Source organism: Aquimarina ulvae (assembly GCF_053613295.3).
In genome coordinates this window covers 84,350-111,057 of record NZ_JBSIBP030000015.1, presented here as the reverse complement: position 1 = coordinate 111,057, position 26,708 = coordinate 84,350, and the positions used below count along the sequence as shown (strand labels likewise).

General features: G+C 33.5%; 25 protein-coding genes. 13 read left to right on the top strand and 12 right to left on the bottom strand.

Features of this window, described 5'->3' with window-relative positions; all coding sequences use genetic code 11:
- Positions 1 to 213: 213 nt before the first annotated feature.
- The 5 genes from ACWGOQ_RS22090 (at position 214) to ACWGOQ_RS22070 (ending at position 4,560) form a co-directional block, all read left to right on the top strand.
- Positions 214 to 1,383: a T9SS type B sorting domain-containing protein gene (locus tag ACWGOQ_RS22090; protein WP_452059819.1), complete on the top strand. Its 1,170-nt coding sequence runs from the start codon at positions 214 to 216 to the stop codon at positions 1,381 to 1,383.
- Between the two features lie 258 nt (positions 1,384 to 1,641).
- Positions 1,642 to 2,190 (top strand): ClpP family protease, encoded by a 549-nt coding sequence (locus ACWGOQ_RS22085; RefSeq protein ID WP_452059820.1) that lies wholly within the window; start codon positions 1,642 to 1,644, stop codon positions 2,188 to 2,190.
- A gap of 170 nt (positions 2,191 to 2,360) precedes the next feature.
- Positions 2,361 to 3,086, top strand: coding sequence for a M15 family metallopeptidase (locus ACWGOQ_RS22080; protein WP_452059821.1), 726 nt, complete (start codon positions 2,361 to 2,363; stop codon positions 3,084 to 3,086).
- 51 nt (positions 3,087 to 3,137) lie between these two features.
- Positions 3,138 to 3,623 (top strand): CAP domain-containing protein, encoded by a 486-nt coding sequence (locus ACWGOQ_RS22075; RefSeq protein WP_452059822.1) that lies wholly within the window; start codon positions 3,138 to 3,140, stop codon positions 3,621 to 3,623.
- Positions 3,624 to 3,792: 169 nt separating this feature from the next.
- Positions 3,793 to 4,560 (top strand): M48 family metalloprotease, encoded by a 768-nt coding sequence (locus ACWGOQ_RS22070; protein ID WP_452059823.1) that lies wholly within the window; start codon positions 3,793 to 3,795, stop codon positions 4,558 to 4,560.
- Positions 4,561 to 4,608: 48 nt separating this feature from the next.
- Here ACWGOQ_RS22070 and ACWGOQ_RS22065 read toward each other — a convergent pair whose 3' ends face one another.
- Positions 4,609 to 4,989, bottom strand: a complete 381-nt coding sequence (locus tag ACWGOQ_RS22065; RefSeq protein ID WP_452059824.1) for an ankyrin repeat domain-containing protein — start codon at positions 4,987 to 4,989, stop codon at positions 4,609 to 4,611.
- A 738-nt stretch (positions 4,990 to 5,727) separates the two neighbouring features.
- On the opposite strand from ACWGOQ_RS22065, the gene gpmI reads away from it, so the two are divergent.
- The 7 genes from gpmI to ACWGOQ_RS22030 all read left to right on the top strand — a co-directional run bounded on the left by gpmI (position 5,728) and on the right by ACWGOQ_RS22030 (position 12,341).
- A complete protein-coding gene (gene gpmI, locus ACWGOQ_RS22060) occupies positions 5,728 to 7,248 on the top strand; it encodes a 2,3-bisphosphoglycerate-independent phosphoglycerate mutase (protein ID WP_452059825.1) in 1,521 nt (506 codons plus the stop codon).
- A gap of 215 nt (positions 7,249 to 7,463) precedes the next feature.
- Positions 7,464 to 8,282 carry a type I methionyl aminopeptidase gene (map, locus tag ACWGOQ_RS22055; RefSeq protein ID WP_452059826.1) on the top strand — a complete coding sequence of 273 codons (819 nt, stop codon included), beginning with the start codon at positions 7,464 to 7,466 and terminating at the stop codon, positions 8,280 to 8,282.
- A 13-nt stretch (positions 8,283 to 8,295) separates the two neighbouring features.
- On the top strand, positions 8,296 to 9,063 hold the full coding sequence (locus ACWGOQ_RS22050; protein WP_452059827.1) for a class I SAM-dependent methyltransferase: 768 nt from the start codon (positions 8,296 to 8,298) through the stop codon (positions 9,061 to 9,063).
- A gap of 228 nt (positions 9,064 to 9,291) precedes the next feature.
- Positions 9,292 to 9,714 (top strand): ABA4-like family protein, encoded by a 423-nt coding sequence (locus ACWGOQ_RS22045; protein WP_452059828.1) that lies wholly within the window; start codon positions 9,292 to 9,294, stop codon positions 9,712 to 9,714.
- Positions 9,711 to 10,511 carry a hypothetical protein gene (locus tag ACWGOQ_RS22040; RefSeq protein ID WP_452059829.1) on the top strand — a complete coding sequence of 267 codons (801 nt, stop codon included), beginning with the start codon at positions 9,711 to 9,713 and terminating at the stop codon, positions 10,509 to 10,511. Before ACWGOQ_RS22045 ends, ACWGOQ_RS22040 begins: the two co-directional genes overlap by 4 nt.
- Before the next feature lie 11 nt (positions 10,512 to 10,522).
- Positions 10,523 to 11,605, top strand: a complete 1,083-nt coding sequence (locus ACWGOQ_RS22035; RefSeq protein WP_452059830.1) for a sensor histidine kinase — start codon at positions 10,523 to 10,525, stop codon at positions 11,603 to 11,605.
- Positions 11,586 to 12,341, top strand: coding sequence for a LytR/AlgR family response regulator transcription factor (locus ACWGOQ_RS22030; protein ID WP_452059831.1), 756 nt, complete (start codon positions 11,586 to 11,588; stop codon positions 12,339 to 12,341). The genes ACWGOQ_RS22035 and ACWGOQ_RS22030 overlap by 20 nt, the downstream gene beginning before the upstream one ends.
- A 12-nt stretch (positions 12,342 to 12,353) precedes the next feature.
- On the opposite strand, the gene ACWGOQ_RS22025 is transcribed toward ACWGOQ_RS22030, so the two are convergent.
- The 11 genes from ACWGOQ_RS22025 to ACWGOQ_RS21975 form a co-directional block, all read right to left on the bottom strand.
- The gene (locus tag ACWGOQ_RS22025; protein WP_452059832.1) at positions 12,354 to 13,346 is read right to left on the bottom strand and encodes an FAD:protein FMN transferase; all 993 of its coding nucleotides are present in this window, start codon (positions 13,344 to 13,346) and stop codon (positions 12,354 to 12,356) included.
- Between the two features lie 5 nt (positions 13,347 to 13,351).
- On the bottom strand, positions 13,352 to 13,729 hold the full coding sequence (locus tag ACWGOQ_RS22020) for a DUF8840 domain-containing protein (protein WP_452059833.1): 378 nt from the start codon (positions 13,727 to 13,729) through the stop codon (positions 13,352 to 13,354).
- A gap of 45 nt (positions 13,730 to 13,774) precedes the next feature.
- Positions 13,775 to 14,464: a hypothetical protein gene (locus ACWGOQ_RS22015; RefSeq protein ID WP_452059834.1), complete on the bottom strand. Its 690-nt coding sequence runs from the start codon at positions 14,462 to 14,464 to the stop codon at positions 13,775 to 13,777.
- A gap of 142 nt (positions 14,465 to 14,606) precedes the next feature.
- On the bottom strand, positions 14,607 to 18,050 hold the full coding sequence (locus ACWGOQ_RS22010) for a DUF2135 domain-containing protein (RefSeq protein WP_452059835.1): 3,444 nt from the start codon (positions 18,048 to 18,050) through the stop codon (positions 14,607 to 14,609).
- A 98-nt stretch (positions 18,051 to 18,148) separates the two neighbouring features.
- On the bottom strand, positions 18,149 to 18,880 hold the full coding sequence (locus ACWGOQ_RS22005) for a DUF4846 domain-containing protein (protein ID WP_458202870.1): 732 nt from the start codon (positions 18,878 to 18,880) through the stop codon (positions 18,149 to 18,151).
- Positions 18,881 to 19,120: 240 nt separating this feature from the next.
- On the bottom strand, positions 19,121 to 20,431 hold the full coding sequence (nqrF, locus tag ACWGOQ_RS22000; RefSeq protein WP_452059836.1) for an NADH:ubiquinone reductase (Na(+)-transporting) subunit F: 1,311 nt from the start codon (positions 20,429 to 20,431) through the stop codon (positions 19,121 to 19,123).
- A gap of 1 nt (position 20,432) precedes the next feature.
- Positions 20,433 to 21,146, bottom strand: a complete 714-nt coding sequence (gene nqrE / locus ACWGOQ_RS21995; protein WP_452059837.1) for an NADH:ubiquinone reductase (Na(+)-transporting) subunit E — start codon at positions 21,144 to 21,146, stop codon at positions 20,433 to 20,435.
- An 11-nt stretch (positions 21,147 to 21,157) separates the two neighbouring features.
- Entirely contained in the window at positions 21,158 to 21,856 is a 699-nt protein-coding gene (locus ACWGOQ_RS21990) for an NADH:ubiquinone reductase (Na(+)-transporting) subunit D (RefSeq protein WP_452059838.1), read from the bottom strand.
- Positions 21,857 to 21,859: 3 nt separating this feature from the next.
- Positions 21,860 to 22,615, bottom strand: a complete 756-nt coding sequence (locus ACWGOQ_RS21985; protein WP_452059839.1) for a Na(+)-translocating NADH-quinone reductase subunit C — start codon at positions 22,613 to 22,615, stop codon at positions 21,860 to 21,862.
- A 2-nt stretch (positions 22,616 to 22,617) separates the two neighbouring features.
- Positions 22,618 to 23,862 carry an NADH:ubiquinone reductase (Na(+)-transporting) subunit B gene (locus ACWGOQ_RS21980; RefSeq protein WP_452059840.1) on the bottom strand — a complete coding sequence of 415 codons (1,245 nt, stop codon included), beginning with the start codon at positions 23,860 to 23,862 and terminating at the stop codon, positions 22,618 to 22,620.
- 4 nt (positions 23,863 to 23,866) lie between these two features.
- Complete coding sequence (locus ACWGOQ_RS21975; RefSeq protein WP_452059841.1) at positions 23,867 to 25,219, bottom strand: Na(+)-translocating NADH-quinone reductase subunit A; 1,353 nt, start codon at positions 25,217 to 25,219, stop codon at positions 23,867 to 23,869.
- A gap of 189 nt (positions 25,220 to 25,408) precedes the next feature.
- Between ACWGOQ_RS21975 and ACWGOQ_RS21970 the strand changes: the two genes are divergently transcribed.
- On the top strand, positions 25,409 to 26,677 hold the full coding sequence (locus tag ACWGOQ_RS21970; RefSeq protein ID WP_452059842.1) for a type IX secretion system plug protein: 1,269 nt from the start codon (positions 25,409 to 25,411) through the stop codon (positions 26,675 to 26,677).
- Positions 26,678 to 26,708 lie beyond the last annotated feature (31 nt).

Sequence of the window (26,708 nt, the reverse complement as noted above, 5' to 3'; positions counted from 1 at the left end):
TAATCATCTTTTGTAAAACAAAAAACCACAACAAGAGAATAAATTTTCCCTATTTAAAAAAATTAGTACTGCATTTAAAATTGAATAAAAAGCTATTCATCGATACAAAAACGCATTACGTCGACTATTCCTTAATTAACAACGAATTAAAACAAGACAAACAACTATTTTGCTTATATTCGCGTAACAAAACTACTCGAAAACCGTAATTTAATGAAGCCCCAAAATAATTCCCTTACGAACCTAATCCTCACTGGTTTATTGATCATACCTTTTATTATGTTCTCTCAGCTAGCCTTTCATAATTTTGGTAACGTGCAGATACATGATCAAGGTCAAGTAGGATTTCATATTGATGTAATTAACGACGGAGCTTTTGATCAAAATATTGGATTAACTGGTTTTTATAGTCAAAACAGCTTAAGAATATCAGGAAGTAATCGCCCTATATTTCACGATACAGAAATTGATGTAATAAATGATTTATTTTTAGAAGTCCCGGTTGGAGTTCGCAATTTTCAAGAATTTATTAGTGGAAGAGTCATAACTCCAAGAGACCAAAAAAATATTTCTTTAGATTATCTAAATGATGCTCCATATTTAGGACAAAGCGATGAAAGACACGTGGATGGTTATGTCACTATAACCGGGCAATTAGATTTTACATTTCCTATTGGCGATGATTTTCGTCATAGACCTATTCGTATAGAAAGTCAAGCGGCTAATGATACAGCAAAAGCAGCTTATTATTTTGAAAATCCTAATTTTCCAAACTTTTTTTCTGAAAGTTTTGACACTAACAATTTTGAGGAGTTATTATTTGGAATAAGCATCTTTGAATTTTGGGATTTAGATGGTAATGAAGGAACTAGAGTGACACTAACTTGGGATGATAACAGCAATATCCCCACACTTGCAAGTGACCCAGCAGATTTAAGAGTTGTTGGTTGGCATAAGGTTCTTAAAAAATGGGTTAATCTAGGAAATACTAATGTTTCCGGAGATTTAAATAATGGTGAAATCACTTCAGATTTTATTCTTCCTGATGATTATGAAATTCTCACCTTTGGTTCTTCTAGTAGAATCCTAGACGGTGATTTGGAGATTTTTACAGCTGTTTCTCCTAATGGAGATGGATTTAATGATACTTTTACTATCCAAGGATTAGCTAGATTTCCAGAGAATGAACTTTTTATCTACAATCGCTGGGGTGTTTTAGTTTTTAACAAAAAAGCATATCACGAAAACCAAAACTTTGCTGGAGTTTCTGAGGGTCGTGCAACTGTTTCAAAGGAAACTGAATTGCCTGTGGGTACCTATTATTATGTTTTAAATATAGAGGGAGGAAAAGACCGATCTGGATACTTGTATATCAATCGCTAAGTTTTACTTCTGTTTCTACAAAATGATTTTGGCAAATATGACATTACCAAAGTACATTGTATCATTCATATCAATATATAACGACTCTTTTCATTTTAACAGTTAAATAAATCAATACTTCGGTATGTTCAGATTTTAAAATCTTGTTAAAAATTAGATGCTTTCAAACAAGTATCCAATTTGTTATTCTTTATTTCGTGGTACTTTCCGAAAATAATTATACTTTTAACTACAACATGAAAATAAGTATAAAAAAACATGAAAGAAAAATCAGGAAAAACTCAGGATATAATCGATAAGAAATTCTTAGAAGAGCGTAGTGTTTTTCTATGGGGACAAGTTGATGACAAATCTGCTAAACATGTAATCGACAGATTAATGTACCTGGATATGGTTAGCAATGATGAAATTAAACTTTTTATCAATAGCCCTGGTGGGTATGTAACTTCAGGGTTTGCCATATATGATACAATCATATCCTTAAAAAGCCCGGTTTCAACGATTTGCACAGGGCTAGCCGCATCGATGGGGTCGATTCTGTTAAGTGTAGGAGAGAAAGGACGCAGATTTATCCAACCACACGCGAAGGTAATGATACATCAACCTAGCGGAGGAGCAAGAGGTCAGGCTTCTAATATAGAGATTCAGGCTACCGAAATTTTAAAAACCAAAGAGTTAAGTGCTCAAATACTAGCTGATAATTGCGGTCAAGAAATTGAAAAAGTACTAAAAGATTTTAACCGTGATTACTGGATGGACGCTCAAGAGTCTATAGAATATGGTATTGTTGATGGGATAGTTCCGTAGGCATAAAACAGTTAATAGCTTGAGCTATTAACTTTTAAAAATAAGGCATGCCGCTACAATATCTTTGGATTATCGTTGCGGCATATCATTTTATTTTCTTACATTACAAATACATTTATTAACTTTCAAGTATCACTCTTTTTGTTAAAAGAAGATAATTTTAACCTATAATGCAAAGAAAAAAATTCATTCAGGTTAGTGCTCTAGGACTTGTGGGATTGTCTTCTGTATCATTTGTCGATTTTCAATCAAAAATCTCCAAAGACGATCTTATGGGAAAAGGAAGTCCAAGAATCGTTGGCGAAGGATATAAACTACGAAAAAAGGCAAGTCAAGCCTATTTAAAAATGAAAAGTGCTGCTTTAAAACAAGGTATTGAACTTAAAGTTGTTTCTAGCTATAGAGATTATGCACATCAAAATCGTATTTGGGAACGTAAATACGAAAGATATACAGCAAGCGGACTATCCCCTATGAAAGCAATAAATAAGATCATTGAGTACTCTACAATTCCCGGGACTTCTCGTCACCATTGGGGTACAGATCTGGACATTGTTGATGGTAGTGTTAAGCAGCCTAAAGATGTACTTTTAGCAAAACATTTTCATAATGAAGGGCCTTTTACCAGATTCAAAATATGGATGGATCATAATGCCAATGACTTTGGTTTCTATCTTGTATATACCAATAAAAAAGGAAGAAAAGGTTTCAAATACGAGCCTTGGCATTACTCCTATGCTCCCTCTTCTATACCTATGCTAAAAGAATTCAAAAAACTTGATATAAAAAGTGAATTACAAAAGACGGTTTTAATGGGAAGCGCGAATTTTACTTCAGCATTTATCCAACAATATATGAACGAAAATATATTAGACGTAAATCCTAAATTGCTTTAATATATACTAAAATTAATTTCTTTCAGTTATATAAAACAAATACAATATTTTATGAAGAGAGTTCTGAAGTCTGTTTATATATCACTCATGTTCATTATAATAACATCATGCTCATCAGAAGATGATACTACAATTATTGATGAAGAAACAACCGAACTTATAAATGAAGTTGATATTTCTAACACCATATTATCGCTTGTAAATCAACATCGACAGGATCTTGGATTATCTTCTCTATCTAAAAATGGAACAGCAGAACAATTAGCTATTAATCATACAAAATATATGATCTCCGTAAATCAAATCAATCACAATGACTTTAATCAGCGAGGAAACACTTTGATTGATCAGGAAAATGCCACAGCAACAGCAGAAAATGTAGCAAGATTTTATCCAGACGCACAGAATGTTGTAAACGGCTGGCTTAACAGTGCGGATCATCGACAAAATATAGAAGGTAATTATATGTATACAGGTATTTCTGCAATAAAAGACCGGGATGGTAAATACTACTATACACAACTTTTTTACCGCTAACCACGCGTCAACTATGCTAATTAGCACTATTCGTATTCAATAGCCCGAACACAAAACCTCTAGTAGTTGCTTACCATAAATGATATATTATATTTATTGGTAAGCAACTTTTATATTTAGTAACTTTAAAAGCCTAAAAATTAGATTTCGCTAACTAAAAAATGCTTCCATGAGACGTAGTGGATTAAAAATAAGAATATTTATAGGACTTGCCATTGTAGCTTTTGCCTTCTTTAAGAAATGTAATAATAAAACGCTAAATGAATATACTGATAGGGTGCAAAACATTAATATGACGACAGATCAGGAAATCGCTATTGGATTGCAGAGTGAACCTGAAATAACCAGAAAACATGGAGGACTCTATCCAGATCAAAAGTTACAAGACTATGTCGATAATATTGGAAATAAACTTATTAATAACACGATGGCAAAAGAGTCGCCTTATCAGTATGAATTTCATCTTTTAGCTGACCCAAATACCATTAATGCTTTTGCTTTACCTGGCGGTCAAATTTTTATAACGTACGCACTCTATTCAAAATTACAAAATGAAGATCAACTAGCAGGTGTTTTGGGACACGAAATTGGTCATGTTTTGGGCAGACATTCTGCAGAACGAATAGCAGAACATGAATTTTGGAAAACCATTTCCACGGGCGCTTCTGTTGGTGCTGATGCAGGAGGTATTGTTAGTGGAATCGGACAAAATGTATTATTAGGAAATGGCAGAGAAGATGAACTAGAAAGTGATAAACTAGGAATTTTATTTATGATTAATTCTGGCTATAACCCTCAAGAGATGATAGGTGTTATGAAAATTCTAAAAGCAGCAGCAGGTCCCAACCGTACTCCAGAATTCCAAAGCACTCATCCCGATCCGGATAATCGTATCGAAAAAATCCAAGAGGCCATAGAAGAATATAGTAAACAATGAAAGCCCCGCTTGAAAACTTCATCAAGCAGGGATTTAAGTTTTGAACGTTTATGATAATTCTTCAAGCACTGCCGCTGCCTCTTTGGCATTGGACAGTTGTGCAAATTTCATAGCAGTATTTCCATTTTTATCTTTGGCCTGAACATATGCGCCTTTTCCTACTAACAACCTAATAATATCAACCCTATTATAGCGGGCAGCATACATTAAAGGTGTTTTTCCTTCTGATCTTAGATTTACATTGGCTCCCTCTTCTATCATTTTTACTACAGCATCAAAATCGCCTTTAATAATAGCCATAATAAAAGGATCAGCCTTACTCAAAGCTAGTTCGTGATTATTATTTTGATTGTTCTCTACTTCTGATGAGGCAAAGCCAACAGAAGTAATAAACAAAATCATCAATGCGGTTACAATTGTTTTTTTCATAATATTGTGGATTATTCGGATTAGTAAAAAGGCTTGTTCTCCTCAAAAAATTCTTTAAGAAACAACTCGCTAATTATCAACCATTAAATTACATAACATTAATCAATAAATAGCTTAAAATTTTAATAATATTTTAAAAATTTAACATTTTAAAAATATATTTGATAACTATCGTAAAGATTGAAATTTCTACTAATATAAAAGAGTTAGCTCTAAACTACCTCACCTAACAAACACTGAATTTTAAGAATTTTACATTTAGAAACAGTTCTTGGGCTACCTAAAGGGTATCTTGTTCTCAAATTGAAACAACGTCAAATTAGCCTGTTCACCTTTAGAGGATGTCAATATATCTACAAATTTGGCATGGTTAGGCCTTTAGACAAAAATTAATCTGCCTTCACTCTATCATATTTTGTGTTGAGATCAAGATCAGCCTTACTGGTATAAGTTCTAATACTTCTAAATTAAAGTTGTTTTGTAATTTCAAAAAGAATTCAAAAACAGTCACCAAAACGCAGTTAATTATAAGAATTTTATATTTTATTGCTTTTTTATTAGAATCATTTAACAGTTTTTTAAAAAACACATAAAATCAGCACTGAAAACATTTAAAAATTTTGAACCTATATATATTGATTTTTGTCCACAAGGGTTCTATATTGTAATTTAGCTTTACGATATAATTTGCAATTGTTTTGAATTACAATTGAAAATCATCTAATTTACATAACCAAAATGAACAAAAAAGTAATCTTAATGATTCTGGATGGATGGGGTACATCTCCAGATCCTAACGTTTCTGCCATTGACCATGCCAAAACTGCATTTATCGACGGTTTATATACCAAATATCCCAACGCCGCTTTAAGAACTGATGGTTTACACGTGGGACTTCCTGACGGGCAAATGGGAAATAGTGAAGTAGGCCACATGAATTTGGGAGCAGGAAGAATTGTATATCAGGACTTAGCCAAAATTAACTTAGCCATTCAAAATGATACATTGAAAAATGAAAAAACATTGGTTGATGCCCTAAATTATGCTAAAGAAAATAATAAAAACATCCACCTATTAGGATTGGTTAGTGATGGTGGAGTGCACTCTCATATATCACATATCAAAGGGTTATTAGATGTGGCTAGTACTTATGGATTAGATAATGTTTTTTTACACGCTTTTACTGATGGACGCGATGTGGATCCAAAATCTGGAATAAATCATATTACGGACATTCAAAAGCATATGACGCAATCTACCGGTAAACTGGCTTCTATTGTGGGACGCTATTACGCCATGGACCGAGATAAAAGATGGGAACGGGTTAAACTAGCCTATGATCTTATAGTTAATGGTAAAGGAGAATCCAGTACGGATGCTATTAAGAGTATACAGAAAAACTATGATAATGATATCACGGATGAGTTTATAAAACCAATATTGCTAGAAGAGAATGGATCTCCTGTTGCCACAATCAAAGATGATGATGTAGTCATATTTTTTAATTTTAGAACAGATCGTGGCCGTGAACTTACAGAAATGTTGTCACAATCGGATATGCACGAATATAATACTCATAAATTAAGATTGTATTATGTTACGATGACAAATTATGATGAGAATTTTCAAGGTATTCATGTGATTTATAATAAAGATAACATTACCGAAACTATAGGAGAAGTATTATCCCAAGCAGGTAAGAAGCAAATCCGAATCGCAGAAACCGAAAAGTATCCGCACGTTACCTTTTTCTTCTCGGGCGGGCAGGAAGAACCTTTTAAAGGAGAATCTAGAATCCTGCGGAATTCACCAAAAGTTGCTACCTATGATTTAAAGCCAGAAATGAGTGCATATGAGTTAAGAGATGCGCTGGTGCCTGAATTACAAAAAGGAGAAATTGACTTTGTTTGTCTTAATTTTGCCAATGGTGATATGGTCGGTCATACTGGAGTCATGGAAGCTGCTATCAAGGCCTGCGAAGCGGTAGACGAATGTGTAAAAGATGTGGTAACCACAGGGTTAGATAATGGATATAGCACATTACTGATTGCAGATCACGGTAATTGTGAAACTATGGTCAATCCCGATGGATCACCGCACACTGCGCATACAACTAATCCTGTCCCTTTCATTTTAATCGACGAGGAGCAAATACAAATTAAAGATGGTGTATTAGGTGACATTGCACCAACTATTCTAGAACTTATTGGAGTAGATCAACCCGCTGCAATGACTCAAAGATCTCTTCTGGTTAAGTAACCAGAAACTATTGAAATTATAAGCAGCTATGTTTTATACATAGCCGCTTTTTTATGTCAAAAATTTCAATTTATTGTATTAATTTAAGCCATTATGCATTAAAAAAGAAATTTACCATTAGAATAATATATCGACATTCTTCTAAAGATTAAAATTAGATCCTTCAACCCAATCTTAATATTCTTTGTAAATTTGCCTTCCGTAATAAGAATATTATGATCATTACCAAAACACGTGAAGAAATTGAATTAATGCGCGAAAGTGCATTGATAGTTTCTAAAACATTAGGTATGCTTGCTTCCGAAATAAAACCCGGAGTAACTACCTTGCAATTAGATAAGTTAGCAGAAGAATTTATACGAGATCATGGTGCTATTCCAGGATTTTTAGGATTATATGATTTTCCTAACACACTATGTATGAGCCCAAATCAGCAAGTCGTTCATGGCATCCCTAACAATACTCCATTAGAAGAAGGAGATATTATCTCTGTTGATTGTGGAGCTATCAAGAATGAATTCTACGGTGATCACGCTTACACATTTCCTGTCGGAAATGTCTCTCCTGAAGTAGCCCGTTTATTAAAAATCACTAAAGAATCTTTATATGTTGGTATTGCTGAACTTAAAGTTGGCAAAAGAGTTGGCGATGTAGGATATGCTATTCAGAAATATACGGAAGAAGCCGGTTACGGAGTAGTCAGAGAACTTGTAGGGCATGGATTAGGACGTAAAATGCATGAAGATCCAGAAATGCCTAATTATGGAAGACGCGGTAGAGGTAAAAAGTTTATAGAAGGAATGGTAGTAGCAATCGAACCCATGACAAATATGGGTACACATCGTATCAAACAACTAAGGGATGGTTGGACTATTCTTACTGCGGATGGTAAACCAAGTGCACATTTTGAGCACGATGTTGCCATTATAGATGGTAAACCCGAAATTCTTTCTACGTTTAAATATATCTACCAGGCATTAGGTATCGAATCGGACGAAGAAGATGCTTTTAGACAAGAACTGTTAGCTGTTTAAGTTTTTTCTTGCAATGAAAAAACTATTCAAATTTATATTAAATACGATCCCAAGACCGCTTTTAATTCGCTTGAGTTATTTGGCAAGACCAGTCATTTCTTTTTTTCTTAGCGGAAATAAATATACGGATCCAATCGACGGAAGAAGTTTCTCTAAGTTTTTACCTTATGGATATGGTACACAAAGAGAAAATGTACTCTCCCCTTCCACACTTTCATTAGAACGTCATCGACTACTTTGGTTATACCTGCAAAACGAAACTAATTTTTTTACAGCTAAGGCCAAAGTTTTACACTTTGCACCAGAGCAAGCTTTTTATAAGAGATTTAAAAATTTAGAAAATCTAGCATACACTACTACAGATCTTAACTCACCATTAGCTGATATAAAAGCCGATATTTGTGACCTTCCATTTCCAGACGATGCATATGATGTTATATTTTGTAACCACGTTTTAGAACATATTCCTGATGATACTAAAGCAATGCACGAACTATTCAGGGTTCTAAAACCTGGAGGAATGGCAATTTTACAAATTCCACAGGATTTAAGCAGAACTACAACTTTTGAAGATAATACAATCACAGATCCTAAAAAACGTGCTCAGATTTTTGGTCAGTATGATCATGTACGAGTATATGGGCAAGACTATTTCAATAAATTGCGGTCTATCGGTTTTCAGGTACACGAAGTTGACTACACCAATAAACTACCTAAACAAGAAGTACTCAAATACTGTCTTGCTCCTGGAGAGATACTTCCTGTGTGTTATAAAGCTTAAATTTTCTTACGAATTTGATGCTTTTCAATAGGAATATTTCAAAATATAATGATTCACATATCAAAGGGTTAACTGCATTTCTTCTACCGTAACTAAAGATAAACACACGGCTGTTACATTTCAACATAAAATAACGACGGTTGAAAGATATAAGTGTTTTATTTTCTTCATTGCATCCAGATATTAGCGTCAATATTGAATCAAATCATTAATTAAACTTAAACAAATATGACTCCTGCTGATGTTTTTTCTTTTGCCAATATGACGGCTATGCCTATGTGGATTCTTATGATACTGCTACCTAAATGGAAAGGAACAAGATTGCTTATCGACTTTAAAGTAATCCCGCTTCTCTTATCTTTTGCATATGTTATTTACATTTTTCAGGCCATAAAAATTGGCGGAGGAATGGATTTTGGAAGTCTGGCTTCTGTAATGCAGTTATTTACAGAAGAAAACGCCGTAATGGCAGGTTGGGTACATTATTTAGCCTTTGATCTCATCGTAGGAATGTGGATACTAGATCACAACAAAAGATTGGGAATTCATCAATTGTTAATAGCTCCTTGTCTTTTCGCCACATTCATGTTTGGGCCTGTTGGTTTTTTACTTTTTATGATTCTTAAAACAGTTAAAAAAGAAAAGTCATGATCTATCTACGCCAAGTATTGAGTACCGTAAAAAAAGAAAGCCTTATAATTTATTGGGCTGTCTGGATAAATTGCATAATTGCCTTACTATGTTTATCTGCATTCTTTGTAGACGACCGAACTTTATATGGAGTTAGTGTATGGATAAAACCTCTCAAATTCTCAATATCTATAGCCATTTACACACTAACTGTAGGATATTTAACAACTATATATCCGTACTCCAATAGAAAGAAGAATATTATAAATAATGTAGTTTCTTGGTCATTATTACTAGAATTGAGTATTATTTTTTATCAAGCATCAAGAGGTGTACCTTCACATTATAATGAATCGACTCTATTTGATGGTATTCTTTTTATGGCTATGGGTGTATTAATCGGGATCAACGTATTGATCATGGTATTATTTATTTTAGATACTATCCGATTAAAATTAAACACAACAAAATCAATTCAATATGCTATACTACTGGGTTGGCTCATTGTATTTTTTGGTAGTTGGATAGGAGGTCAAATGATCTCTCAAATGTCTCATAATGTTGGTCCCGTAAATGGATCAGAAGGTTTACCTCTGATTAATTGGAGTACGATAAGTGGAGATTTGAGAGTAGCACATTTTTTCGGATTGCACGGGATACAAATAATTCCGTTATTCGCATTATGGGTATCAAAAAAATGGAAAGTTTCTAGTAGAAACCAGGTGATTATTGTATTATTTTTTGGAATACTGTATGCCTCTTGGATTGGTTTCACTTTTTATCAGGCAAAACAAGGTATTCCATTACTTAAACTATAATAGAAAAATAAATGTTGGTCAACAAGAAGAAACGTATCAAACATCTAGGGTTTAATGACTTTTGGTTTATTATCATCGGTATTCTAATCCTTAGTTTTGTTACGTACTTCCTTTTTAATAATTCATTTGGAAGATATTCGCTGACCGAAGCAATTACTAGATGGGGTATCTCGTTATTCTTCTCTACCTGTGATTGGTTTATCATCCGTGAAATCATGATACTTTTAAGAAAGAGATTTCCTTATTTTAAAGATAACCGAAAGCGTATTATTCTATTCTTCTTAGCTATAGTTAGTACTGTTATCGTAGTAGATTTTGTTGGTGGCATCTTGTTGTCATTTATTTGGAATATCAACTACAACCCTGCTTCCAAAGCAAAAATATTAGTACCTATTATTTTAATCAGCACTATGACCATGGCTATTTATGAAGCTATTTATTTTTATGTACGGTTAAAAAAATCAATACGAGAAGAAGAACAATCAAAGCAAATGATCGTACAGGCGCAATTAGATACGCTAAGGAATCAAGCACAACCTCATTTTTTCTTTAACACACTGAATACCTTACGTGATATTATTGATCAAAATTCTAAAGAAGAAGCTACAGATTTTGTAGATAAACTTTCAGCAGTATATCGTTTTATATTAGAGTCAGGAAATGCTAATCTTATTTCATTGGGTGAAGAATTGAAATTTTCAAAATCATATATTCATATACAATCCGAAAGGTTTGGAAATAACTTATATATAGATTGGGATATTCCAGAAATCTCATTATCTGCCAAGATCATACCAATGAGTTTACAACTTTTATTAGAAAATGCCATTAAGCATAATGTAATTTCGAAATCTAAACCACTAACCATAGGAGTAAGAGTTCAACATGATTTACTAATTGTAACAAATAAAATTCAGCCTAAATCAACTAAAATCCCTTCTACAAAAGTTGGGCTAAAAAATATTAAAAAGCGTTATGCATTAATTTCCAGCAAACCCGTCGAGATTACAAATGATAAAAATCAATTTACTGTTTCCCTTCCATTATTAAAACTATCTGATAAAAAAAGTAATTATGAAGGTATTGATCATTGAAGATGAACCAAGAGCGGCAAATCAACTACAGAGTAAGCTTACGGCTTGTAATTTTAAATATCAGTTATTAGATATCATTGATACGGTTGAAAATGCGATATTTTGGTTTAAAACAAACGTGTTCCCGGATTTAGTGTTCATGGATATCCAACTGGCAGATGGGCTGAGTTTTGAAATTTTCCAGAAAACTGAAATTGATGTTCCTATAATTTTTACTACAGCTTTTGATCAATATGCCATTGAGGCGTTTAAAGTGAATAGTATAGATTACTTGTTAAAACCAATTCAGCAGGATGAACTAAATCGTGCATTAACAAAATTTACCAAGTCAAACAAACCACCTTCAATTGATCCATTGATTCTAAAAAAACTTCTTACCAGCATGCAGATTACAAACAATAGTCGTGAAGGCATATTGGTAAGAGAAGGGAGCGGATTTGTTCAAATCAAAATCCGTGATCTTTTGTACATTTACTCTGAGGATAGTATTACTTTTGGGGTCACTTCTGCCAAAAGATATATTATTAATGAAACTATGGATCAACTATTTGATTCTATTGATCCTAACCAATTCTTTAGAATCAACCGCGGACAAATAATTTCTAAAAATTCAATTCAAAAAATAGATACTTATTTTAATCATAGAATTAAACTTTCTATTGTAAATCCAAAAGGTCAAGAATTTATTGTGAGTAGACAAAAAACCACTGATTTTAAAGAATGGCTCAATCGCTAGTATTCATCTCTGTTAATTATTAGGAAAATTATTTATGCTAAGTGTTTTGAGTTCTTTTTGTTCATCCTCATAAATAAAGTATACTTTCAATTCTGGATATTGTTTTAAAAACTGTTTAGAGTTCTCTAATCCCATCGACATCAACGCTGTGGCATATGCATCAGCCTCCATACAGGTATTCGTTATTACAGAAACGCTTAGGAGATTGGATTTATTGGGGTATCCTGTTTTTGTATCAATAATATGCGCATACCTGTTACCTTGTTCATCCAGCTTAAATTTGCGATAACTTCCTGAAGTTGCCATTGCTTCATTATCTAAAGAAATAACCTTACTATACGATTGAGTTTGATCAAAATTAGGATCTTCTACTCCAATTTTCCAAGCTTTTTCTTTAATTAAATTTCTTCCTTTTCCTCTGATCTCACCTCCTATTTCTACTAAGTAATTTTTAAAGCCTTTTGACGCTAGAAATTCAGCAAACACATCTACCGCATAGCCTTTCGCTAATGCATTAAAATCAATAAATGTATTATGATGCTGTTTTAGAACCTTGTTTTTTTGCAAGCTAACTTTATCCAATCCAACTGTCGTAAGCAAGCTATCAATTTTAAGACTATCTAATGCAACAAGGTTACCTTCGGGTCCAAAATCCCAGGCATTTACCAAAACTCCAATCGTAGGATCAAAAATACCTTCTGTTTCTTTATAGATTCTTTTTGATGTGTTAAACACATTTTTGAAGTGGTTATCAATCACGATAGTTGAGTCTCCCTGATTAATTTTAGAGATATCAGAATCATCTTGATACGTAGACATTGAAGCGTTTATAACCGATACGATGCTATCATAAGATTGTGTTAGATCAATCTCTTCTTTATCTATAAACTGAACTGAAAATGTCGTACCAAATGCATTTCCGCTTGAATAATTAAGATATTGATTTGGTGTTTTTTTACAAGAAAATGTAGCAAGAAAACATATTAGAAGTAGGTTGCGAATCATATTATTCAATTAAGATGTGTTTCTATGGTTTGTAACCCTGCATATTCCAGAACATATTCTTCATTCAAAAAAACAGGTTTAGCGGGGTTTTCAGAATTTTGTAATCCTACACCTGCATAAAATACCTTTGCCTCTTGTTCTCTGGCGTGCTTTTTAAAAGCTTCCATCCAAACCATATCATAGTTATGTGGATTATCAGGATAAGCAATCGCTTTTACGATCACAAAATATCTTTGATTTGATTTATCAATACAAACGAACTGCGGATGTTTACCTAATTTGCTATTAATAGCAATAAATTCAAACCCCTTTTTTTCTAATTCTTTTCCAACAATATTCATTGCCAGATTATGAAGCTCTTGTTTGGTAAGTACTCTTGTCATAGCGATACAAAGATAATACTATCATCAAAAAACCGAATATATTAATTAAAAACTTGAACAATCTATAAGATATGATTTTCTCAAGGTATCCTCTACTCCAGTTTGGATAACTTCTCTATAATTATGAAAATCTTCATTAGAATAACCTGTAGCATATGTAAATCTTACCTCAATATCTGAATTAGGTTTTGTTCTTAAATAAATCAAAGTATCCTTTTCCTGTTCAAATACATTTTGCGAACCAAAAAGATACGAAATATTATCATTCTCAATAACACCATTAGCTATCGTTAAAGGTTCATAGTCATTATTTCGTATTTTTAAATCTAATTCTAAAATAACGGGATACCAGGCATCGATATCTTTTATATTTTCCTGACCTGGAATAATACTATCCTTCTGAATTACTTCGGTATAATAAGGAGTGCCATAATACTGCTTCAAAAGGGCGTGATCTTTCCCAAGGACATGGTTATAAGTTATAGAATAATTACCATTAGTATCTGTCCAAACGGAATCAATCGGGCTGGAAGGACAACCGTAAGCAAAATTTACGAATTTACATTCTACAGTTCCTAGAACTATTCTAAAATCCTCCACATTAACGTTTCGCTCTACATCATATACACGTCCTTTAATAGTGGTTACTACTGAGGCTTGACCATCATCAGTGTCACAAGAGATTAATAATTGAATTATAATAATAACTAAACTATTTAAAACAAACTTTTTCATATTCTATATTTATTAAAACCGGTGTAAATATAGCATCTAAGCCCACCTCTAACTTGTAATAAATAAGAAAACAAGTTTTTAGTTTTGCAAAAATCACAAAAAGTAGAACTAACTATTTTGAATCTTATTGAAGCTATTTTTCTTAAAATTTTAAACTTCCAATCTCAATTTCCTCCTCTTGTTCACCTAACCTTACAATACTTACTTTTTTTGATTCATTTTTCTTTCCATAGTTTGTAAACATTGTTACTTTCAGGATCGTTGGACCAGATATTTTTTGAACATTATCTGCAAAATAATCAATCATAACTTTATAATTCCCTTTTACAGCATCTTTAAGCATAAACTCCTCAGGGCCATACCCTTCAGTCATATCTTCAGATAGTCTACCTCCTATTTCTGTTTCCGAATTACTATAATACCCTTTTTCCTCATTCGGATCTATTACCCATAAGTCTATATCTGTATCATTATGATTCCAATCAATTACCACTCTTACATCTACGGGAATTTCTTTAAAGATCTTCTCTGCAGATTTTGGTAATTTAAGTTTCTTTTTATACTTATATACCAATCTATTGAGTTCTACATAAGCCAATTGTTCAATTCCTGAAAATCGTTCGTCTTCATCTTTTTCTAACAAGTCTCCTCTGTATATTTTATACAGTAAATCAAAACTCTTTTGAAACGCTCCTACAACCTCATAAGCTAATGCTAAATCTCTATAAGATTGAGGTTCTTCAGTTCTTAGTTCTAGTACTTTTTCATATACTACCACCGCAAGATCGTATCGACCAAAATATTCTAACTTATACGCCAATGCTCTCATTAATTCAGGGTTATCCAAGTCTTTTTCAATCAGATTAGTTACTATTTTGATTGCTAGTGTAGGAGCTTCTTTGCTATCAAAAAAGTCTGCCACATCAAGATAAAATGAAGGAGTATTCGTGTATTGACTTCTGATGTCTAAATATTTGTCATATGCTAAATCAACAGTCTTTTCCTTTGACAAAATCTTCAGATATGGAACTTCTGGATTCCAAGACTTTAATTCTATTTTTTCTGAAATTTTTTGATTTAATTCTTCAATTTTTTCTGAGTTGTTCTCTTTCCCTTCTTTAGTGATAATGACAATTATACCATTGTTCCCGGCAGAACCATATAAAGCTACTCCACTTTCTTCTTTTAACACCTGTATAGATTCTATATCACCCGGTAGTAATTTATCTGTTGGATTTCCCTGAACAGGTATGCCATCAACAATATAAAGAGGTTCAGCATTTGAAGTAATGGACGAAACACCCCTAACTACCACAGATGAATTTGCTCTTGGCTGGGGTCTTTCTACACGAACTCCAGCAACAGCTCCAGCAAGTGACTGGGTTGTTACAGTTGCGACTGATGTTGTCATCGATTTTCGTTTATGAGTCCCATAACCAGTTACCACTACTTCTTCTAAAAGTGATGCATCTTCTGCCAATTTAATTTGTAGAATATTAGAATTTTCAATAGTAATTTCTTTAGAAGCAAAACCTATATAGGAGATTTCTAACGCTTGTTGGGATTCTGCATTCATACTAAAATTACCATCAAAATCAGTTTGAGTACCATTTGTAGTTCCCTTAATCACAATATTTACACCTGGTAACGGAAGACCGTTATTATCGGTAACTGTTCCGGATATAATTCTTTTTGAAGGATCTATAGGATTGGTCACGGATTGCGCAGGTGTTGTGGGTGTGGTTATATTGGTGTTAGCTTCGTTTTGCGCTGTAGTCGTATTTATAGTACTATTTTGAGAAGGGGAATTGCTGTTTTCACTATTAGAATTAATTCGACTTCCTTGTTTTGTTACTTTTTTAGGAAAACTTGTAGCATACCACGCTAATAAATTCTCATAACCTTTAAACAAATCTGCTCTTCTCTCTTCTATTTCTTCTCTTTTATAGCGTTCTTCTTCCTCAATATTCGCAATTCGCTCTTTATAGGCAGCTTTTAACTCTTGTGGAGGTTCTATACGGTATTTAACATAATCTTCTATTCTATCTAAAATCAACATAGAAGTGTATTCTGTGATTAGCTTATACTGTTTCGCCAAAGAGATAATTTTTTTCTTATTCTCTTTTTTATCCTTATTTAAAAATGCAAGTTTTTGCTTTGCCCAAAGTCTTTTTATAGTTTTATCTTCTGTTTCCGGAGTAATGGAAATTTTAATTTCTTCTGTTACTTTATTCCTATATCCAAAGAGTAATTTGATTGTAGTATTTTCTTTAAACTTACCGGATAAAGAAAAATCGGATAGAACATTCGTATTTTGAGTAGGATACACTTCTTCTACTGTATCATTTTCCCTTATTCCCAAAAACTGGTAGGTTTCATGTTTTAAAATTTCTAAAGCATTCCCGGTAGAAAATCTAGTAAGATTTATATAATTCCCTCCAGAAGTCGTGGCTATTTTATTCATATATTCATGATCTCCGGAAACAGAAGAATTAATAGTATAGATACTTCTATTAATTGTCTTGGTAAAACTACCCAGATTGATTAATCCATCCGTAAAAAGCAAAATCTCATCGGATTTTATTTTCATACTATCTAAGAAACCTAAAGAAGTACCTCCGTCATATGCTAGCTTTTCTATTTGTTCTTTTAAAATCGACCAATTTCCATTAGTAACTCTAAACTCTTTATTGTTATGTATGGAGTTGCTAAATGCTATAAATTGAACTTTGACATTTTGTAAATAGTTAAAGTGCAAATCCAATAGCTCTAGTTCTTTTTGAATTTTTCTATGGTTATTGGAAAATGAAGAATCCCATAAAATCGTAATACTGTTTGGTTTTTTCTTTAGTCTTGAATTGGGCTCTAACTGTTGATTAATATAGAAAAAATCATTGTAGGTGATCACTTGTCTCGAGCCTAAACTTTTTGGAATATCAATAATTATAGAAGAAGAAGCTATATAATGCTTTTTATGTACTAATGCTTTGTATTTATTTCCTTCTTGACGAAAAATTAAATCGTCATTATTGGTTTGTGGTTTTTTATCTCCATAAACAGTTATATCAACCAAAAATTCATCCAGATTATTCGTAAAATTAAAAGGTAATTCGTAAAGCTTAGAACTATTCTTGTTGAACAATTCCTGCTCGTACGTAATAACAATATTCTTATAACCCTTGGGTAAAATCGGATAGATTCTAGCTTTGTAATTATTTCCTTGTGTTTTTTCTAAAAGACCTGGATCGATATTTTGTCTTATTGTACTTTCATAAGCAACTCGTGCCAGTTCTTTTTCTACAATAACTGCTTCTCTCATTTTATCATTAACATCCATAGCAAATCCAGAAACGGATTGTCCCTGACCCAAAGGAAACATCAATTCACCCTCTAAAGTCCTTTCGTGTTCATTATAGAACTTCATATCATATGTGGTTGTAGCAAAATTTCCTACAATTTTTACATCTACCTTCAAAACAGAGAGTTTCAACTGAGTGGAGTCTTTTAATTGAATGACCGGAGCTTCTTGGCTAAACAGCGCTGTTAAAGAGATGAGAAATGTAAATAGTAGTAAAGATTTTTTCATGATTGGCTTATTTTCTATTTAGAGTAAAACTCATCAATATTAACCATTCATAAAACTCAAAATGAGTGAAGTCATCTTTTGATTGAGTAAACACTACATCATTTAAACCTAATATATACGGATTCTTCAAAATAATAACTAGGAGTATATACCGGTTTACCTTCTTCAAACCTATACCAAGGTGATATACTGGTATCTTCAAAGTTTTTAAGTAGACACACATTCTGCGCAGGAGTATTTCCCTGAGCCAATAAAAACATCTTATCACCTTCAAGATTGATGATCTCATCTACAATAATCTCTATATGACCCGGCGTTTCTGGATTTACCAACATATCGCCAATAGCTAAATCTTTTATTTTCACTTTTGGCAATTCTGTATGTAATGACAAGGTTCCGGCATATGTATAAATTAAACTTAAGTACTTATAAAAATTTGATTTAGAAGAATTAGGTCTAGCTGTTTTATGAAAAGTTACTTTATTACCTTTAATTCTAGGGCAATATCCTGCTGCGTATTTTTTCCAAGAACAGTAATGTCCAGAAGTAAAATTAAAACCGATTTCATTTTTTCTATTTTGATCCCACAGATACTCTGCTCTAATTCTCATTAAGGCGTCCGCACATTGCTGTAATCCATTTGAAGGAACAGGAACTTCTAGAATTAGAATTGCATCGTGCCAATGTTGCGCAAAATATTTGGTGTCATCGTAGTTAATGATTGGTGATCCATATTTCTTTAAAGGATACTTACGAAGATATTCCTGAAAAGAACCCTTTGGATATGCTTTCCTTTTATATCCATTTGGGACTTTTACTCTGCTTAAAATTGTATTACCATCTTCATTAATATAATTAGGAACTGAAATTATGTTATTTATAATTCATTTCACGTGATTCGTAAAATGTTTTCCTTTAGAGCTTTTTCCAAAAATGAATATTGCAATAATTATTACAGTGATAACCAAAACAATCTTTTTCATCTATAGTATTATTTTACGTATATAAACTAAAAAAACCGATACAGTGCATCAGTTTTTTTAGTTTATATTATGAAAGATATCTTGTATCTATCCTCCAAAGTCATCAAATCTGATATGCTCATCAGGAATACCAAAATCTTCTCCCATTTTTTGAACTGCTTTATTCATTAATGGCGGTCCACAAAAATATAATTCTATATCCTCTGGAGCTTCATGATGATTCAGGTAATTATCAATTACACAATTATGAATAAATCCTACAAAACCATCTCCTTCTTCGTCATTGATATCCTTTTTTACTTTCCAATTATCCTCTTCTAATGGTTCGGATAATGCTAAGTAAAACTTGAAGTTCGGAAATTTATCTTCTAATTGTTTAAAGTGATCTAAATAGAATAATTCTCTTTTAGAACGACCTCCATACCAATAGGTAACGATACGCCCTGTTTGTAAAGTCTTGAATAAGTGATATAAGTGAGAACGCATTGGTGCCATTCCAGCTCCTCCACCTACATATAGCATTTCTGATTCAGATTCATTAATGAAGAATTCTCCATAAGGTCCAGAGATTGTTACTTTATCTCCAGGTTTCTGTGCAAAAATATAAGAAGATGCAACACCTGGATTGACATCCATCCATCCATTTTTACTTCGATCCCAAGGTGGAGTAGCAATACGCACATTAAGCATGATTTCTCTTCCTTCTGCTGGGTAAGAAGCCATAGAATAGGCACGTTCTACAGTTTCATTGTTTTTCATCACTAAAGGCCATAAACCAAATTTATCCCATTCTGCTTGAAATTTATCAGGTGTATCGTGCTCTTCTGGGTGTGCAGTAATGTCTATATCCGAATATTTGATTTCACAAGGTGGAATCTCAATCTGGATATATCCGCCTGCCTTATATCCCATATCCTCAGGAATCTCGACTACAAATTCTTTAATGAAAGAAGCCACATTGTAATTACGAACAACTGTTGCTTCCCATTTTTTAATTCCGAATACTTCTTCAGGAATCTCAATGTTCATATCTTGCTTTACTTTTACCTGACAGGCTAAGCGAGCACCGTGTTGTAATTCTTTACGAGAAAAGTGTGGTGTTTCTGTGGGCAGTGCTTCTCCTCCTCCTTCAAGAACGTGACATTCGCACTGTATACATGTTCCACCACCTCCACAAGCAGAAGGTAAAAATATTTTTTCACTACCTAAGGTCGATAATAAAGTACCTCCTGAAGCAACCTCTATCTCTTTTTCACCATTAATGGTAATTTTAACTGGCCCTGATGGTAATAGTTTGTCTTTTGCAAATAATAAAATCCCTACCAAAACCAATGTAAGCACCAAAAATGAGATGATGGTGATTGTAATTGTTCCAATTGTTGACGCTAAAAATATCATATTATTTAAGTATTGAAACGTTAGTATTTTCTGCTACTTCTTTGGTAGTTTTTTCTTCTACCTGAACAGTTTTCTCTTTCTTTGCTTCCTCTTCATCTCCTCCAGTTAGCATTCCTCCGAAACTCATAAAGCCGATCGCCATAAGTCCGGTGAGAATGAAAGTAATCCCTAATCCTCTTAATGGCGCTGGTACATTAGAGTATCTAATTTTTTCTCTAATCGCGGCAATCGCAAGAATTGCCAAGAACCATCCGATTCCTGATCCAACACCGTACACTGCAGCATGAGAAATCGTAGCAAATTCTTTCTGTTGCATAAATAACGACCCACCCAAGATCGCACAGTTTACAGCAATTAACGGTAAGAAAATACCTAAAGAGTTGTATAATGAAGGTGAAAACTTTTCTACGATTATTTCTACCAATTGTACCATTGTTGCAATGGTGGCAATAAATAAAATAAAGGTTAAGAAACTTAGATCATAATCTGCATATTCTGGTCCTAACCACGTTAACGCACCTTCTCTGAGAATATATTTATCTAACAAAAAGTTTAAAGGCACTGTTATCGCTAAAACAAATATAACCGCAGCACCAAGCCCTACAGCCGTAGAAACCTTCTTAGATACAGCAAGGTATGAACACATCCCTAAAAAGAATGCGAATACCATATTGTCAATAAAGATCGATTTTAAAAATAATTCTAAATAGTCCATGTTTCTTTATTTTAATGATCTTCAATTAATGCTTTATTTCTACTTCTCTGAATCCAAATGATAATTCCTACAGTAATCAGAGCCATCGGCGCCAATACCATAAAACCATTGTTTTCATATCCAAAGGCATATACACCTGTTTTATCGATAGGATTACCCAAAATTTCCACACCAAACAATGTTCCGGAGCCTAGCAATTCTCTAAAAAAAGCAACAACTATCAACAACAATCCATAACCGGCAGCATTACCAATTCCATCTAGGAATGATTTCCACACACCATTACCAAGGGCAAATGCTTCGAAACGTCCCATTATAATACAATTAGTAATTATCAGACCAATGAACACAGATAGTTCCTTACTTAATGTATAAGCAAATGCTTTTAATACCTGATCAACGATTATTACCAAAGCAGCTACCACTACCAACTGAACAATAATCCTGATTTTGGAAGGTATAATGTTTCGCATTAAGGAAATCACTACGTTTCCTATTGCCATCACAAAAATAACCGAAATCGCCATAACGATAGAGGGTTTCAATTGTGCTGTAATTGCTAATGCAGAACAAATACCTAATACCTGTATCGTGATAGGGTTATTATCAGCTAGCGGATCTACTAGTAATTTTTTGTTTTTCTTAGAAAACAATGGCTCTTTAGGCTCTTTTACTTTTACTTCAACGTTTTCTTCTGTTACTTCAGCCATTTGTTATTTTTTTAAAGTTTCGAAATAAGGTTGATACATTTTGATTCCTTTTTTTACCATTGCTGTCACACCATCTCCTGTGATCGTAGCACCAGCCATAGCATCTACGGCGTTATCATTTTTATCTACATTTTTAGGGTCTGCATTACCTTTCTTTACAGTAATTCCTGCATAATTTCCAGATGCATCTAAAATACTTTCTCCAATAAAGTCATCTCTAAAATAAGCCTCCTTAATATTAGCTCCTAAACCTGGAGTTTCTCCTTTATGATCAAAAAATGCTCCTTTTACAGTCTTGAATTCCCTATCTAAAGAGACATACCCCCAGATGGCATCCCATAAACCATTTCCTCTCATAGGAACAACATAATATTCTTGCCCATCTTTTTTACCAATAAATAAAGGCATTTTTCGCTGATAATCGGGATCTTGCTTTATCTTATCATTTTCCTTTTTAACTTCTATGCTGAACGCTTCCGTTGTTTTCTTTGCAGAATCTCCAACAATGATATATTGTTCATCTCCCACATATTGATCAAACAACTCTTGCGCTTTCTCTGCAGGTACAAACTCATTAGGATCTTCTGTATCCGTAACACCCATCGCAAATAAAATATTCTGCTGTTTTTCTGTTATTTTATTGGCTGCAATATTAGGTTTCAAAACTGAAGAAATACCTGCTAACAGCGTACCTACCACAACCACCATCGCCACAGCAAAAATGATTGTATATGAATTTTTATCTGTATTAATCGCCATTACTAAGCTGTTTTTAATTTTAGACGTTTCATTCTTTTCTTAACATTTCCTTGAACCACATAATGATCAATAGTAGGAGCAAATACATTCATCAATAAAATTGCTAAAAATACTCCTTCTGGATATGCTGGGTTAAACACACGAATTAAAACGGAAATAAATCCGATCAAGAATCCATAAATCCATTTCCCTTTATTGGTTTGTGAGGCTGTTACGGGATCCGTAGCCATAAAAACAATACCAAATGCTATTCCTCCTACAATTAAGTGTTTCCAGAACTCCAGATTCATCAATGCATAAAATTTACTGGACTCTGCTATCCATCCTGCATTTGTCACGCCATTAAATATTAATCCCATCAATAAAGTACCTAATACAGCACTTACCATAATTCTCCAGCTTCCTATTTTCGTGAAAATTAAGAAAGCTGCTCCGACTAATATTAATAATGCAGATGTTTCTCCTACTGATCCTGGTATAAAACCATAAAAGGCATCTGCCAAAGAATATGTAGCTTCACCAGAACCTAAAATATTTTTCCCCTGTGCTAATCCACCAAGTATTGTTTCTCCAGAGATCGCATCTAATTCTGCTCCATCAGCAATCTTATTAGCTCTTTCTACAGCCCCATGTACCCATACTTTATCACCAGACATCCAAGTAGGATATGCAAAGAATAGAAATGCTCTAATAGTTAAAGCGGGATTCAAAATATTCATACCTGTTCCACCGAATACCTCTTTTCCTATCACCACACCAAATATGACGGCAACTGCTAACATCCATAATGGAGTATCTACAGGAACAATCAATGGCACTAACATTCCGGTTACCAAATATCCCTCTTCAACCTCATGTCCTTTGATCACTGCGAACAAAAATTCTACTGCCAATCCTACTCCGTACGATACAACAACCAACGGTAAAACTTGCCATAAACCTATGACTAAGTTATCTAGAGACCAAAAGGAAGCACTAAAGAAGCCATTAGAAACCGCCTCTATTTCACCTAAAGCCAAATAGTGTTGATACCCGGCATTAAACATACCAAATATCAAACAAGGCACCAATGCCATTATTACCGTGTTCATGGTACGTTTAAGGTCATCTGCTGCACGAACGTGTGCTCCAGAATGTGTAGTTTCATTTGGCAAGTATAAAAAAGTATGAAGCGCATTAAATGCAGGCGCCATCTTTTTATCTTTATACTTCAGTTTTAAGTTATGTAATTTACTTTTTAAACCCATGACTTTATCCTATTTCTTTTAACATTAAATCTAGTCCTTCTCTAATGATCTGCTGATGCGGTTGTTTAGAAACACATACAAATTCAGTCAGCGCAAAATCTTCAGGAGCTACTTCATACATGCCTAACTGTTCCATAGCATCCAGATCATTAACGACACAGGCTTTTAGGATTTGTAGCGGGTAAATATCCATAGGAAAAACTTCCTCATAATTACCTGTTACTACAAATGCTCTGTGCTCACCATTCGTATTCGTATCCAACTCGTACTTTTTATTAGGAAATAACCAAGAAAAAGTAAGCGCTCTGGATGGTGAAATTTTATTAAAAATAGGCTTGTTCCAACCAAAAAGTTCATAGTCATTACCTTCTGGAATTACTGTGATACTTGTATGATAAAATCCTAAGTTTCCGTCAGGCTTTACATTATCTCCCGTAAGCACATCACCACTAATGACTCTGATATTTCCATCTTTCACTCCTGAATCATAAACTACCGAAGATACCTCTGCACCTATTCTGGTTTTGAAATATTTTGGATTTTTAGCTGCAGATCCGGTTAATGCTACGATACGTTCTGAATTGAACTTCCCTGTTAGCAACAACTCTCCTATAATCACTAAGTCTTGTGGATTTACAACCCATGCAACCTCTCCTTTGTTGATAGGGTCTATTTTAGCGATTTGTACTCCAACATTTCCAGCAGGGTGCGGACCGCTTACATTGTGCAATGTAATATGATCTAATCCAGAAAAAAGTGACTTCCCTTTTTTACCAATAGACACGTGGACATCTCCTTCGGTTAACTTACTCAAAGCAGTAATTGCAGTCTGAAGTTCTTTATCTTTCCCTGCCAGCACGTGTTCTAGGTCAGCAGCTAATGGTGCTGTTGCGTACGCAGATATAAAAATTGCTTTGGGCGCAGCTTTAGGATTCGCAATAACATCATACGGACGTTGTTTGATAAAGGGCCAGCATCCTGCGGATAATAAGTGAGCTTTGACATCTTCACCATTCATCTTATTTACATCCTTTGTCCCAAAATTTGCAAATTGCTGTTCTTTATCCGCTAAAATCTTGAATGCTAAAATTTTTCTTTTGGCACCACGTATAATTTCCACAACCTCACCACTAACGGGCGAAGGAAATAACATTTTTTCATTTGTCTTTGAGTGGAAAAGTGGTTCGCCGGCTTTAACTTCTGTACCTTGTTTAGCAATAACTTTGGGTACGATACCGTGAAAATCGTCAGGCTTAATTGCGTATACATTACTTTTGGTAGCTTCTACAGTAACTTTTTCTGCCTCGCCAACAAGCTTAATGTCTAAGCCTTTTCTGATACGAATGTCTTTTGACATATTTGTAGTCTATGTTAATTAACTAAAAAAATCGTGCAAATTTACTAATTAAAACACGTAAGTGAAAGCAGCTTTTGTTATAAGATTTTATTTATAATGTTTCTAAATAATGTTTTTTTTAACTCAAAAAAGTGACCAGCTTAATCAGGCATACATTTTGTTTATCTTTACACAGTTAACTAAGGAAAAATGTTAAAAAAACTTAAACAAATCTTATTAATTTTAGTAGTATTTAGTGGCTTTCAATCTTTTATTGAGGCACAGGAAAGTGTAGAAGAAGTCAATCCTCCTGATTATATAAAAACAATACAATTATTCGGAAGCGATGAATTCTCTGGAACTCCTATTTTAAAACTTGGGGAACCACTCACAATCCGGTTTGATGATATTAACGGGGATGAAGCGGATTATTACTATAAAATAACACACTACGATTTTGACTGGAAACCATCCGTGTTGTATAAGAATGAATACCTCAACGGCTTCGATGATATCAGAATTATTAATTACGAAAATTCGTTCAACTCGTTACAATTATATAGCCATTATACACTAAGAATTCCTAATGAAGATACCCGAAGTTTAAAAGTTAGCGGTAATTATATGATTGAAATTTATAATGATGACGATGAAATTGTTTTTTCAAGAAAATTCATTGTGTATGAAAACCTTGCTAATGTAAAAGTGTACACAAAAAGATCCAGAGATTTAAAATATATCAATACTCGACAAGTCGTTCAATTCGAAATCAGTTCATCCAACGAAATTTTGAAGAACCCGAAACGTACAGTAAAAACATTGGTTATACAAAATAATGATCTCAAGAACGCGATTACGGATCTTATCCCGCAATTTACCATTGCAAACGATTTGATGTATAAATACGATATCGAAGCTAGTTTTTGGGCTGGAAACGAATATCTTTTCTTTGATAATAAAGAAGTTAGATCTCCTACTGCTAATATCAGACGCATTGACCTAGAAGACATCTATAACAATTATTTATATACTGACATTGTTCGAGCTAACAGAATTTACACCTACAATCCCGACATCAACGGTAATTTTGTTGTAAGAAATTTAAGAGCCAGCAATAGCAATACAGAAGCAGACTACGTTTTGATGCACTTTTCTCTGGAATGCTACGAGCCTCTTGATGGTGGTGAAATTCATATTTACGGTAATTTTAACAATTACATTATAGACGCATCTACTCGATTAACATATGACAAGGAAAATGCGATATATAAAGCAAAAAGATTATTTAAACAAGGATTTTATAACTACAAGTATGTATTAGTAAGACCTGATGGAACATTGGATCCTGGTTTTATCAGTGGTAATTTTGATGAAACCGAAAACGAGTATGTCGTGATACCTTATTACAGGGCGCCGGCAGCTAGATATGATAGAGCTATTGGCAAAGGTATCGGAAATTCCAGAAACATTACAAATTAAGTGAAGCCTAAAAGATGTGCCCTCGTATAGT

Coding starts and splice junctions, on each gene's coding strand:
- ACWGOQ_RS22045 (WP_452059828.1), top strand. CDS start 9,292: ATGACTCCTGCTGATGTTTTTTCTTTTGCCAATATGACGGCTATGCCT.
- ACWGOQ_RS21980 (WP_452059840.1), bottom strand. CDS start 23,862: ATGGGTTTAAAAAGTAAATTACATAACTTAAAACTGAAGTATAAAGAT.
- ACWGOQ_RS22090 (WP_452059819.1), top strand. CDS start 214: ATGAAGCCCCAAAATAATTCCCTTACGAACCTAATCCTCACTGGTTTA.
- nqrE (WP_452059837.1), bottom strand. CDS start 21,146: ATGGACTATTTAGAATTATTTTTAAAATCGATCTTTATTGACAATATG.
- ACWGOQ_RS22015 (WP_452059834.1), bottom strand. CDS start 14,464: ATGAAAAAGTTTGTTTTAAATAGTTTAGTTATTATTATAATTCAATTA.
- ACWGOQ_RS21970 (WP_452059842.1), top strand. CDS start 25,409: ATGTTAAAAAAACTTAAACAAATCTTATTAATTTTAGTAGTATTTAGT.
- ACWGOQ_RS22010 (WP_452059835.1), bottom strand. CDS start 18,050: ATGAAAAAATCTTTACTACTATTTACATTTCTCATCTCTTTAACAGCG.
- ACWGOQ_RS22030 (WP_452059831.1), top strand. CDS start 11,586: ATGAAGGTATTGATCATTGAAGATGAACCAAGAGCGGCAAATCAACTA.
- ACWGOQ_RS22065 (WP_452059824.1), bottom strand. CDS start 4,989: ATGAAAAAAACAATTGTAACCGCATTGATGATTTTGTTTATTACTTCT.
- map (WP_452059826.1), top strand. CDS start 7,464: ATGATCATTACCAAAACACGTGAAGAAATTGAATTAATGCGCGAAAGT.
- ACWGOQ_RS22080 (WP_452059821.1), top strand. CDS start 2,361: ATGCAAAGAAAAAAATTCATTCAGGTTAGTGCTCTAGGACTTGTGGGA.
- ACWGOQ_RS22070 (WP_452059823.1), top strand. CDS start 3,793: ATGAGACGTAGTGGATTAAAAATAAGAATATTTATAGGACTTGCCATT.
- ACWGOQ_RS21975 (WP_452059841.1), bottom strand. CDS start 25,219: ATGTCAAAAGACATTCGTATCAGAAAAGGCTTAGACATTAAGCTTGTT.
- ACWGOQ_RS22035 (WP_452059830.1), top strand. CDS start 10,523: ATGTTGGTCAACAAGAAGAAACGTATCAAACATCTAGGGTTTAATGAC.
- ACWGOQ_RS22085 (WP_452059820.1), top strand. CDS start 1,642: ATGAAAGAAAAATCAGGAAAAACTCAGGATATAATCGATAAGAAATTC.
- ACWGOQ_RS22050 (WP_452059827.1), top strand. CDS start 8,296: ATGAAAAAACTATTCAAATTTATATTAAATACGATCCCAAGACCGCTT.
- gpmI (WP_452059825.1), top strand. CDS start 5,728: ATGAACAAAAAAGTAATCTTAATGATTCTGGATGGATGGGGTACATCT.
- ACWGOQ_RS22020 (WP_452059833.1), bottom strand. CDS start 13,729: ATGACAAGAGTACTTACCAAACAAGAGCTTCATAATCTGGCAATGAAT.
- ACWGOQ_RS21985 (WP_452059839.1), bottom strand. CDS start 22,615: ATGGCGATTAATACAGATAAAAATTCATATACAATCATTTTTGCTGTG.
- ACWGOQ_RS22040 (WP_452059829.1), top strand. CDS start 9,711: ATGATCTATCTACGCCAAGTATTGAGTACCGTAAAAAAAGAAAGCCTT.
- ACWGOQ_RS22075 (WP_452059822.1), top strand. CDS start 3,138: ATGAAGAGAGTTCTGAAGTCTGTTTATATATCACTCATGTTCATTATA.
- nqrF (WP_452059836.1), bottom strand. CDS start 20,431: ATGATATTTTTAGCGTCAACAATTGGAACAATTACAATCACCATCATC.
- ACWGOQ_RS22025 (WP_452059832.1), bottom strand. CDS start 13,346: ATGATTCGCAACCTACTTCTAATATGTTTTCTTGCTACATTTTCTTGT.
- ACWGOQ_RS21990 (WP_452059838.1), bottom strand. CDS start 21,856: ATGGCTGAAGTAACAGAAGAAAACGTTGAAGTAAAAGTAAAAGAGCCT.